Here is an 11,977-nt window from a genome sequence, read left to right as displayed (position 1 = left end):
TCACCTACCATGCAGGATGCAACGAACTCCCCGGCGCTGCTGGGGATAGACCTGGGTACGACCCATAGCGTCATGGCTCTCTGGCACGAGGGCAAAACCCGGCTAATCCCGAACGCACTCGGCGATGTACTGACGCCTTCCGTCATCAGCCTCGACGAGGACGGCAGCATTCTGGTCGGCAAGGCTGCCCGGGCTCGCCTGGCGACACACCCGCAACGAAGTGTCGCCGCCTTCAAACGCTTTATGGGCAGCGACAAGCGCTTTGCGCTGGGCGACCAATCGTTCAGCCCCGAAGAGTTATCGGCGCTGGTGCTCGGCGCACTCAAGGCGGATGCCGAGGCTTGGCTTGGGCACCCGGTGCATGAGGCGGTCATTTCGGTTCCGGCCTATTTCAGCGATGAGCAACGTAAACGTACCTTGTTTGCCGCCGAGCTGGCGGGGCTTTCCGTGACACGCCTGATTAACGAACCCACCGCAGCAGCCATGGCGTATGGGCTGCACGAGCAGAAGTTTGAGCGCTCACTGATTTTCGACCTGGGCGGCGGTACCTTTGATGTAACCGTTCTGGAGTACGCGCTGCCACTGATCGAGGTACACGCCTCTGCCGGCGACAACTTCCTGGGAGGGGAAGACTTCACCGAAGCTCTGTTCAAGGCGTGCCTCCGGGACTGGCAATTACTGCCGGCAACGCTTGACGTACAGGCGCAGGCCAACCTGCGCGACAGCCTCGAAGGGTTTAAATGCAAACTGTCCAGCGAGGTGCAAACCCTGAGCTGGAACCACGCCGGCGTCACCCGCGAATGGCAACTGGATGAGCCTGGTGCGCTGAAAATCTGGGAGCCTTTACTAAACCGGTTGCGCACACCGATTGAACAAGCATTGCGCGACAGCCGGTTACGTCCTCAAGACCTCGACAACCTGGTACTGGTGGGCGGCGCGACGCGTATGCCTGCGGTGCAACGGATGGTTGCCGCGCTGTTTGGCCGTCTCCCCTACCGTCATCTTGACCCCGATACCCTTGTCGCCCTGGGCGCAGCGGCTCAGGCGGCGTGCAAGGCACGAGACCACGCCATCGAGGAACTGATTCTGACCGATGTCTGCCCCTATACGCTCGGCGTTTCATCCCTGCGCGGGGAAGATGACTGCGTTGCGTTCTCGCCGATCATTGAGCGCAACACTGTGATTCCGGTCTCGCGGGTACAGCGTTTCTACAGTTCCCACGCGCAGCAGGCACTGATACGGGTCGCGATCTACCAGGGAGAACGACCGTGGGTGCAGGACAATATTTTTATCGACGCGTTTGAAGTCCCGCTGCCGCAGACCGGCGAGATCCAGGCGCTGGATATCCGTTTCAGCTACGACATCAACGGGCTGCTGGAAGTCGACGTGACCTTGCAGCATAACGGTGAGCGCCACAGTCACAGCATCGACCACACACCGACCGGGCTGGGCGAGGAGGCTCGAAAAGCCAGCCACCAGCGCCTCAACGCCTTGAAAATCCATCCTCGGGACACCCTGCCCAACCGCACACTTATCGCACGCCTTGAGCGCGCCTGGGCAAAAAGCCTGGGGGATGATCGAGAACGGATCGGCGACTGGCTGGCCACCTTCAACCAAGTACTCGCCAGCCAGCAATCTACCGAGATCGCCGCCTGCCAGCAGCAACTGAACGGGGCACTGGACCAACTGCAGCTTTAAGCGCCGGCCTTATCCAGGTAAGGCGGTGCACCTGGAGGGAGGCCGTAGCGGTTTGGCAAGCGGTCACCCGGCCAGAAAAACAACGCCAGTGGGATAACCGGCAACACAAACGCCAACGCCACGCCCAGCACCAACGTGGGGGCGCCGCGCCCCATGTCGTGCAAGCGCCGCACACTGGCACCTGCCAACAAAAGCAGGGTAAGCGCCAGCAACGTCAATGCAGCGCCAGGTGCGACATTCATCATCAACGCCGAAAGAAGGCCAACCACCGTGAGCCCCAGGCTCTGCCCGAAAAAGGGCGCGCGCCCCAGGCGCGTGTCCAATCGCCAGAATGCCCAAGGCGATACCGGCGCAGGAGCACTGCAGTCGAGAGGCTGTTCTGCCGCTGGCGACACTCGCGGCGCAGATTGCGCGCGTATCTTCTGCCCTGCCCGATACCGAAACCCTTCAAGAATCAGCTCCTCCAGCACATCACTGGATGGCGGTTCATCAAGCACCCGTTGCACATCCTGATCAGTACCTTCGCGCAATGCCCAGGCATGACGATAAAGACGTTGCAGATCAGCATCCTGCTCGTCGTCATTGAAGAACGCCTGAAGGGGCCGCGCATCACCGCCGACCTGCCACTGGGCGTAGGCACCGGCAAAACCTCCCAAATCCGCCCTCAGCGCATTGAACCCGCGCGCCAGCGTTTCCGGGTGCATTGTTGGTGCTTCCCGGTCCTGGTGAATATCAAGCTCCCGAGCATCGTCCCTGCGGTCGAATGCTTGAATCAACAACGGCAACCGCTGCGGATGATGCCGCCCGCAAAGCTCCAGCAAATAATCGGCGGCTTTCGGGTGCCGATGGTCCTGCCAGAGCTCGAGCCAACCCCGCAGCGCCTGTTCTTCCAGGCCCAGCAGGGTGTTCTGACGCGTCAACAGAAACAATGCATCAAGGTCGTCCGATGCCTGATGATGCAACTCGATACACGCTTCACGCAGGCCCTTGCCCGCAATCCCGGCGAGCGTCTGCTGCACCAGCAGACGGCGCATCAACGCAGGGTCCGCCGGGAGTGCTACGCAGGTAGCCTGGCTGGCAAAGTGCACATACTCGCGTAATGGCCGCTGTTGATAGAGGTGGTCCAGGCTGTTTACGTACCAGAGGGCTTCCATTTGCGCAGGAGGCGACCACTCCCCCATCAACTCGAGGTCAAAAGGGTCGGGGCGCTGGAGGTCGTGCAGAAACTCGTCGATGTGGCGAGCGCTGTCGAAATCCACACTGAGCAACCGATCCGACCATCCAAAACGGTGCGCGAGCAACAGCGCACATCGCGACGATAGCGGCCCCGATTGCATCAGCTCATGGAGCAATTCCCAGCCGAGGTCTTCGAGCCTGTCCAGCGGCAGAATATCCAGTTGCCGGATAAAGACTTGCCAGGCGTGCACATTGAAGCGCCGAGCTGGATCTTCCAGCAAAGCCTCGAATTCCGACAGTAGCTGAGGACCGGCATCCGGTGGCGTATCCGCCGGAAGAACGCGATCCGGCGGCTCCGTGCGAGCAGCCTCCAAGGCAGCCTCGTAGGCGCGGCGCAAGGCCTGGAAGCCGCAAGGGTTACTTTCCGGGTGGTGCTCGGGCAATCGGGCACGATAGGCGGCCCGAATCAGATCGAGATTCTCGGTGGGCTCTATTCCCAGGGCCTCCCAGCAAGTCATTGCCATTCGAACACCCCCAGGCTGTCGGGACGCGGCAGTGGGTCAAGGGGCAGGTCCCAGGGCAAGGGTTCAAGCAATGAGGCTGCGGCTCCGGCCAGGGTCCGGACGATAACCTGCGTACTTTCACAGGCCGCTTGAAGTGCCAGCGCGCGATGGAGTTGCTCTGCGGGTAGCCGCTCACATTTCCAGAAGGTATACCCCGCCAGAAACCCATTCAGATACGTGTCCCAATTGTCGTAATAATGCCGCGCTCGCAACGCCAGCCGGCTGTGCAGCCAGAGGCTTTCCGACAAGTCGATCCATTGGTTGCGCAAACCACAACGCAACAGGAAACCCATCCGTCCCAGGTCCCAGGCGCGTATGCCGCCTACTCCGCACACGCCAAAAGTCCGGCTGGCAAATTCGTACAATGCAAAGTCACGTTGCCCCAGGTTCTGCCGGAGGCGGCTCCACTGACTCGGCAAACAGCGCGCCCATTGATGGTAGGCCTCGTTGAGGTGACGTGCATGGCCGTTGTCCGCCAGGGACAACATGCCGAACAACTGGTCGCGATCATTGATTCCCCAGCTGCAGTCGAGATCAATAGGCGAAGGACCCGCATAGAAAGCCGGCTCGAGATAACCGGCGCCAGGGTTGATGGACACCATGGGAGCAGACAGGGCATACAGCCAATGCTGTTGAATTTCATCCATGAGGAGGAGGTTCCAGAGTCGATGAGAGTAGCCGAGGCCAACTATGCGGGCACAGATTGCAAGGCCTATGCAGCCCGCCACCATCGGACTTGTCCTTTCTGCGCGCAGAAAAAAGACCACGAGTTCTCGTGGCCTGTGCTTCTCAAACTCTGCACCTTTGAACTTAAACCAGCTTGAGCGCGGTGCCCTCTTCACCCATCCAGCTTGATGATTTCAAGGGGTGTTTATACCCGTAATCATCAAAAGCCCCATCAACTACGACGACAGAATGCATAAAGTTCGCCAAGGTGCCGATTGCACCCTCTGCCAGCTCCTGGACGCTGCTGCTTCGGGTAAAGGCGAACAAACCCAGACGCCGCAGTGCATCACCCGGGGTCTCGCCATCATTGAGCGTACTCATCGCCGCTTCAAAGCTCTCGCCGGCACGAAACTCGTGGTTCTCCATTTGCGCCCGCTTGGCGCTGACGGCGTACAGGAAATTCGCATCCTTGAGCAGGCCGGCGTCGGCGCCTTTGAAATTCGAACCTTCCCGGGCGTCTTTCAATTCTGCGTGAGTCACGCTCACCTTGCTGGAATCACGCATGGTCACGGTATAACCGTCGCGGGTCTCGGTGATGTTTTTATAGATGCCTCGCGGACTTTGCCCGTACTTCATCATCGCCGCCTTGATCGCCGATACCGTGACACAGTTCCCCTCGACCCCTTGATAGAATCCACTCCAGATATCCCCAGGCTTGACCCCGACCGGGACATTAGAAAAAGGCTGGGGCCGCGTGCTTGAACCAATGGGCACTCCGTCCGGTACCTCCTCGGCGAGCATGTAGCCATATGATTTGACGATAGATGACTTGCCGCCATTGCTGTGCTGCACGCCATCCAGTACCAAGGCACTCGAATAGCCAAAGGTATTGACCACCGCCACCGCGCCCTGCTCCTGCATCTTGGCGGGCGGCACAATGCGCAAGAAGCCCGTCATGCCCATTCCCTTCAACACGCGGTATTGCGTATCGCCTTTGAGCGTGTTCGATAAAACCTTTTCAAACGATGCCCCAGGGTCCTGGTCACCGCGGGTCATTTGCTTGCGCTTCGTGTACGCCGCCAGCATGAAGTTGGCCTGCTGCACCGCGTCGGGGTTGTTCCCAGCGAATCGCGAGGCCGTGGTCGCTTGCTGCAACTCTTGCCTGGAAAAATGCAGTTCGAAACCGTCCTTCATCGTGATGTCATAACCGTTTCCCGCCGGGGTGACTTTCTCGAGCATATCCGTGGCGTCTGGACCAAACCTCATCATCATCATTTTTATGACAGAGGCATGGCTGCTGCCATTAACAACCTCACCGAACCCTCGCTCAACTGCGTTAAATCCGGTGAGAATATCAACGGGCTTCCGGCCGCGCGGGGTGGACGACGTATGGACGAGGGGAACATCGACCAGAGCAACCGGCACATCTCGCTTGACCGGCTTAGCCGTTTGCCCCTCCTTGTCCAGCACGTAGACGTAGGGACGGTCGGGGCGATATTGACGGTGAAACCGATGCGCCACCCCATCCCGAATCAACGCGGCACCGAAGTTATGCGCCTCCATGACGCCAACGGAGTTCTTGCCGACGAGTTGCTCCGAAGGGATCAGTTGCATAAACCGGCGCATGCCCATGCCCTTGAGCAGGTTCAATGCCGTCTCGCCCTGTAAGGACGCGGTCAAGGCCGCATTAAAGTTGCTGTTGATACTGCTGTCGGCACTGGACAATTGCTTGCGCTTGACGAAGACAGCCAATGCGAAATTCGCATTTTCCATTGTACTGGCATCACCGCCGACAAATCGCGACGCTGCGGCGGTGCCGTATATTTCATGATCGGAAACACGCAACTTATAGCCATCTTTCAGCGTAACCTCATAGCCCGAGCCGACACGCCTTACTTCATCAAATAGATCAGCGCGCGAAGGGCCGAAGGTCGATATCATCATCTGGATAACAGCAGCATGGCTGCTCGTATCAAAATGCTCACCGAACTGTCGCTCGGTAGCATTCAAGATACTCAGGCTACCGACGGATTTATTTTCGCCCCCATATACACCCGCAGGATGATTGGCCGCCCCACTCATGGCATAGCCCGCACTCATACTCATCATGGAACACTCCTTTAAAAGGGAACACACAACAGCGCGCGGCCAACAGTGCCGACTGGATCCAACGCATTCAGCAACGACAAAAAGAGAGTGCATAAACACGAAACACAGAATCTGCTGTACGCCGTGAAATGCACTAATTTTTTTATAATAAGTTCAAGTTATTGTTAGACCGTTAACGTACCGCGCCGAACATTCATAACAGTTTCATGACCGGCCTGTTAACGCTGTTAATCGACCAATGCCACAGCGTCCCCACGCAATGGCCTGCCTGCCTTTCTTCCGTACAGCTCCTCACATCCATCAATGATCGCCACTGAATGCCTGCTTCTATTGACCATACCGATCAACGTCTTATCAGCGAACGCGCTGACATGGACTCGCTTCATATGCTGGCGCAAGCCCAGACGCTTGAAGCCTTCCCCGGGACCCCTTTCGTCTTCACCGTCGTTGAGGCTGTTTATCGCGGATTGAAAGCTCCTGCCTGCAGTCCCGTCATTGTTTTCCAGCATCGCTCGCTTGGCGCTGACGGCAAATAGAAAGTGCGCATCCTTGAGCATGCCGGGGTCGCGCATCGGGACAAACTCCGAGCCGCGCTTGGCCTTGGCCAGTTCATCCTTGCTCAAATCCAGCCTGTATCCGTCACGCATGACAATGTGATAGCCGTCACCCTTGGCTTGAACAGACTTGAAGATATCGGTCGGGCTTTGACCGAACTTCGCCATCGCCGCCTTGATCGCCGAAATGGTCACGCAATTACCATCAGGGCCTTGGCGAAAGCCGTTCCATATATTTGCCGGCTTGGCGCCGTTGCGCTTATCGGACAGATCAGGAAGCGGCTGCGGTGTCGGATCCGGCAGGGGTGCATCCGGCCTGGGCAGCACGACCGGCGGGGGCGCAGGCGTTACCTTGGTCGCGACTGTATTCGCCGGTTCCTTGCCTGCCAGCAGGCCTTGCAACTGCGTAAAAAACTGGGTGAACAGTTCGAGAAGCTTTGCTAACAGCGGAGTGTCGCTGGCTGTGCTCCCAACGGTACTTTGATCGGTATTACCGAACGATGAGAAGACTTGTTTATCAACGAATACCGGCTGCACCGGAACCGATCGTCCTGGTGTGTTGCAGGTTTGCGAAGGTTGATAATAGTTTCTGACCGCGCCCGCATTATTGATTTCTGAACAAGACATATAACCATCCTTCATCAAGGCCCCCCTACGTTTTTGATCGGGAGCGCCTTATTGAAAAAACTGAGGAAGTGGCCGACTTACCTGCTTATCCGGCGGCCGGGATTAAACCGCCAGTCGCTGTCGAACGTTCGACGCCCGCTGCTGGATTCGAACTCAAAGTAGTCCTCAGACGGCCCAGGCGAAGTGATGTCCGGCTCCGGCTTATCCGGCTTCGGAGCAGCTGGTTTAGGTGCATCAGGCTTCGGCGGGAGCGATACGCCTGGCTTCGGCGCCATCGGTGCATCGAACTTAGGCGGGGCCGGCACGTCTGGCACCGGCATGGGCACGTCTGGCGTTGGCGGGACTGGCTTCGTTGCATCCGGGTGAGGGCAATGGCAGCTCATCACTCGAACCGTGACGTTCACGTCGGAACTGCTCCGGCTGTTCGGCTGCACGTCCTTGCCCGATGCCGGGTCTGGCCTGCGGTGCTCTGGCAGGGGTTTAGGCGTTTCCTTAACCTCGGAATGCGGCACCGCTGGATTGTTTGCTGGCTTGTCTTTCTGTACCGACACCTCGGGATGGGTCCCGGACTTGTCCTTGGCCGCAGTGTTCGGCACATTCGAATTACTGTCCGCCTTATTTTTCACCAGAGGGTCACTACTCTTCTCGGGCTTAGGCAGCAGGCCAGCATCGGGTACCAACTCGGGCATCCCCCCCTGCCCGAACAGCATGTTCCGTATCGCCTTGAATGCATATTCAAACATCTCGAACAACTTCTCGAGTGCATCCTTGTTGAAGGTGACGGTTCCATCCGTCAACCCGGCGGGATTGTTTTTCAATATTGTGCCGGGCGTAGTCGCGCGGATTTCGCCGGCGCTCTTATCGACAGACTTTGACAGGTCCGCATTCTGCTGATTGAGGTCATTATTCAAGCGAGGGAAATTATTGACCGACAAATTAGACATAAACAAATCCTTATTCAGTGATTGCCAAAACTCCTTCAGCGGTCTGCGAACAGACCGTCCAGGTTCTGGATTGGAAACAAACCCGAGTGCTGCACACTCCCTACTTTCGTGGGTGTTGCGAGCATCGGGTTCCGAAAATCGGCCTTCACATAAGGAAATTAAATGAAAATAGAGACATTATCCTATGGACTTTCCCTAAAACATCATGCTTGCCCGGTGCTCATCGTGGGCAAAATGGATATATCAGGCAACAGTCAGCCGTTAAGGCAAATTAATGAAATCACTCGCCCACACCAGTCACCCCTATCTGTGTTATTGCGCGCGCCCCTCATACTCGAACTAACAAAACTTAAAAACATGCGCCTCTGATACGGCAAGACCCTGTAGCAAACAAGAAACCTGCTCACATATATAAAGCAACCAAAAAGCTCAAATCATGCCAGCCACAAACACTCGCGGTTAACGATCCGAGGCCTTATTTCAAGCAAAAAAAAGGGCGCCCATGGCACCCTTTACTGCTGGATTGAAACGCTTATATATATGAACTTAATTTTGCAGCGCCACCGAATCAGGTAATCCCAACAATCGTCCTACCTGCTCCAGGTCGGTTACCCGACGCATCAGCGTAAATAGTTCGACGGCTTCGGGATAGTTGCGGGTCAACATGGCCAGCCATTGCTTCAAGCGTCCCGGCGCCTGGCGCTCGGTCAATTGCTCGACGGATTGCCGCCAGAATTCCTGGAGCATTGGCTGCATCTGCGCCCAAGTCATCTCGACCACCTCTTCCCCGGCCCGCGCGGCAGCAATCTGCCGGGCCAGATCGGGGCGGGCCACCAGGCCGCGACCGAGCATGATGTCTTCGACGCCGCTGATTTCACGGCATCGTCGCCAGTCTTCAACGCTCCAGATATCACCGTTGGCGAACACCGGCACCTTCACCACCTCCTGTACGCGCGGGATCCACTCCCAATGCGCCGGGGGTTTGTAGCCGTCAACCTTGGTGCGTGCGTGTACGACGATATGCGCCGCGCCGCCTTCGGCCAGGGCCGTAGCGCACACCAGGGCACCATCCGGGCTGTCGAAGCCCAGGCGCATCTTGGCAGTGACCGGAATGTGCGCCGGCACCGCACGTCGTACGTGCTCGACGATCTGGTTGAGCAGCTCCGGCTCCTTGAGCAATACCGCACCGCCACGGGACTTGTTGACGGTCTTGGCCGGGCAGCCGAAGTTCAGGTCCACCACCTGCGAGCCCAGCTCACACGCCAGGGCCGCGTTTTCCGCGAGGCACACCGGGTCTGAACCCAGTAGCTGCACACGCAGAGGCACGCCGGCAGCGGTCTTGGCACCGTGCAGCAACTCAGGGGCGAGTTTGTGGAAATAGGCAGGCGTCAGCAGGCGGTCGTTGACCCGGATGAACTCGGTCACGCACCAATCAATACCGCCGACCCGGGTCAGCACGTCCCGCAGGATGTTGTCGACCAACCCCTCCATGGGCGCCAAAGCAATTTGCATGGAAAACACTCAACGAAAAACGTGGCGCAGTTTACGGGTTTCAGGCGCCGGAGGGTAACTCGCCTTGCAGCGCCGGGCCGTAACCTTCAAGAAATTCCGACGGCATGCGCTTGGGCTTGCCGCTGGACAGCTCGATGCAGACAAAGGTGGTCTGCGCCCGCAGCAAGGTGGCGCCGTCACGGGGGCGTACCAGTTGGAAGCGCCGGGTCATTTTCAAGCGCTGGTCCCAGTCGACGATCCAGGTTGCCAACTGCAGCTCGTCGCCTTCGTAGCCGGCAGCGAGGTAATCGATCTCATGGCGCACCACCGCCATGGCGCGGTCCAGCCGGCGGTACTCGGAGAGGTCCAGCCCCAGGCGCTGGGAATGGCGCCAGGCGCAACGCTCCAGCCAGGACACGTACACCGCGTTGTTGGCGTGCCCCAGGCCATCGATGTCTTCGGCACCGACCTGAAGATCGATGATAAACGGCGTTGCCAAATCCCAGCCCATGCGGTGCTCCCAGTCGATTAATGTCGGCGGCGAGCAGTGTAACCCATGGTTCAGGCGGTTTGGCGCTCCGGCACGTGGCGGCCGGCGAGCAGCGCCAGGACGCCTTCGATCACGCGCGGATCTGCCAGCACCTTCTGGTGCCCGCCTTGCTCCAGGCGCAGCAGGCGGCTGTCGAACCAGGCGTCGTGGATCACCTGGCAGGCTTTGACCGAGACGAAGGTGTCGTCTTCGGCATGCACGATCAGCCCCGGGATATTCATTTGATAGTGGGCGACGTCGAGGTGCTTGAGGGGCATGCCCATCGTCAGCTCCACCTCCTGGATAAACGCCGACCGCGCTCGCGCTGGCAGACCGACCATGCCGGCAAAGCCGCGCAATACGTCGAGAAACCGCGAGGGTGCCGCGATACTGACCAGCGCCTCGGTGCGCAAGCCCAACTGCACCGCCAGCATCGCACTGGCACCGCCCATGGAGTGACCGACGACCGCATGCAACGGTGGCAGCTCGGCCGCCGCTTCCAGCATGGCGCGGGCGAACAGCAGCACATGGGCTTCGCGCCCCGGCGAACGCCCGTGGGCCGGGCCGTCCAGGGCAATCACCGAATACCCCGCCTCCACCAATGCCGTGATCAGGCTGGCAAACTGCGTTGGACGCCCTTCCCAGCCGTGCATCAACAGCACCGCAGGGCCTTGGCCCCATTTCAGCGCCGACAGGCCAAAACGCAAGGTGATGCGCTCGGACTGCGCCAGCAGCGGCAGCTCCCAGTCACGGGGTGGCAGATCCCGGGGCGTCATGAACACCCGGCGCATCTTGCTGGCAACAGTGTGCGGTGCCAGCCGGCCCAAGGTGCCGTTGACGCCACGAATCCATTTCAACGTGTCCATCGCTCATCCCTCAGGCCAGAAGGCCGTTCTTAACGCACTGCGGACTTGGCCGCACGCAACACACGGTCCGATAACTCACCCGGGCCCAAGGCGCGAGCCAGCGACAAGCCACCGATCATCAGCGCCATGTCAGCCAGGGCCTTGTCGGTGTCTTCGGGGCTGGCGGCCAACTGTGCAGCCATCAGCTCGCAGTGTTCGTTCAGTGCCTGGCGAAATTCATCCGGCAAGCGGCTCATCTCGCCCACGGTGGCCGGGATCGGGCACGCCTGGGCGGTGGAGTCACGGTGCTTGCGCGACAGGTAGAACGCTGCCACCAGGGCGCGGCGCTCTTCACCCGTCAAGGTCGAGTCCATGTCATCGATGGACGCGCGACGCCGGGCCAACAACGCGGTGAAGGCCTCCAGCATCAGCGCATCCTTGCTTTCAAAATGCGCGTAGAAACCACCGACGGTGAGCCCCGCCGCGCCCATCACTTCGCCCACACTCGGCTCGGCCGGGCCACGCTGCACCAGGGCGGCGCTGGCAGCTTGCAGAATACGTTCGCGGGTTTGCGCTTTTTTATCGTTCATCGTTGCCTCCGAATCTCATGCTTCGAATATTATTACCATAATAATATTTCGCAAGCCACCGGCATGACCATTGGTCAGAAGAACATTTTTAGGGAAGAGGAAGGGAGATTGGCCAAACGCCAGACAAACAAAAGGGCCATTCAATAATTGAATGACCCTTAAAAATCCCGCAGAGCGGGTAATCG

At 58.9% G+C, this 11,977-nt stretch carries 10 protein-coding genes; 1 reads left to right on the top strand and 9 read right to left on the bottom strand.

All coding sequences use genetic code 11. From position 1 onward, the window contains the following. Nucleotides 1-9 precede the first annotated feature (9 nt). Entirely contained in the window at nt 10-1,698 is a 1,689-nt protein-coding gene (locus LIY45_RS28645; protein ID WP_226478394.1) for a molecular chaperone HscC, read from the top strand. Here LIY45_RS28645 and LIY45_RS28640 read toward each other — a convergent pair. From LIY45_RS28640 to LIY45_RS28600, 9 genes are all read right to left on the bottom strand, one after another. Next, a complete protein-coding gene (locus tag LIY45_RS28640) occupies nt 1,695-3,398 on the bottom strand; it encodes a DUF805 domain-containing protein (RefSeq protein ID WP_226478393.1) in 1,704 nt (567 codons plus the stop codon). The genes LIY45_RS28645 and LIY45_RS28640 overlap by 4 nt on opposite strands. Further along, nucleotides 3,389-4,084 (bottom strand): DUF1266 domain-containing protein, encoded by a 696-nt coding sequence (locus LIY45_RS28635; protein WP_226478392.1) that lies wholly within the window; start codon nt 4,082-4,084, stop codon nt 3,389-3,391. The genes LIY45_RS28640 and LIY45_RS28635 overlap by 10 nt, the downstream gene beginning before the upstream one ends. A gap of 163 nt (nt 4,085-4,247) precedes the next feature. Continuing rightward, entirely contained in the window at nt 4,248-6,212 is a 1,965-nt protein-coding gene (locus tag LIY45_RS28630; protein WP_226478391.1) for a hypothetical protein, read from the bottom strand. 227 nt (nt 6,213-6,439) lie between these two features. Beyond that, the gene (locus tag LIY45_RS28625) at nt 6,440-7,408 is read right to left on the bottom strand and encodes a hypothetical protein (RefSeq protein ID WP_226478390.1); all 969 of its coding nucleotides are present in this window, start codon (nt 7,406-7,408) and stop codon (nt 6,440-6,442) included. A 62-nt stretch (nt 7,409-7,470) separates the two neighbouring features. Next, the gene (locus LIY45_RS28620; RefSeq protein WP_226478389.1) at nt 7,471-8,337 is read right to left on the bottom strand and encodes an adhesin; all 867 of its coding nucleotides are present in this window, start codon (nt 8,335-8,337) and stop codon (nt 7,471-7,473) included. Between the two features lie 546 nt (nt 8,338-8,883). Then, nucleotides 8,884-9,849, bottom strand: coding sequence for a tRNA-dihydrouridine synthase (locus tag LIY45_RS28615; RefSeq protein ID WP_226478388.1), 966 nt, complete (start codon nt 9,847-9,849; stop codon nt 8,884-8,886). Between the two features lie 40 nt (nt 9,850-9,889). Then, nucleotides 9,890-10,339, bottom strand: coding sequence for a thioesterase family protein (locus LIY45_RS28610; protein WP_226478387.1), 450 nt, complete (start codon nt 10,337-10,339; stop codon nt 9,890-9,892). A 50-nt stretch (nt 10,340-10,389) separates the two neighbouring features. Continuing rightward, on the bottom strand, nt 10,390-11,223 hold the full coding sequence (locus LIY45_RS28605; protein WP_201142517.1) for an alpha/beta fold hydrolase: 834 nt from the start codon (nt 11,221-11,223) through the stop codon (nt 10,390-10,392). A 29-nt stretch (nt 11,224-11,252) separates the two neighbouring features. After that, on the bottom strand, nt 11,253-11,792 hold the full coding sequence (locus LIY45_RS28600) for a TetR/AcrR family transcriptional regulator (protein ID WP_017478788.1): 540 nt from the start codon (nt 11,790-11,792) through the stop codon (nt 11,253-11,255). Nucleotides 11,793-11,977 lie beyond the last annotated feature (185 nt).

Source organism: Pseudomonas sp. MWU16-30323 (genome assembly GCF_020515595.1).
Lineage (GTDB): Bacteria > Pseudomonadota > Gammaproteobacteria > Pseudomonadales > Pseudomonadaceae > Aquipseudomonas > Aquipseudomonas yamanorum.
Note: the sequence above shows the minus strand (reverse complement) of the source record. Positions and strands in the feature narration are given on the sequence as shown.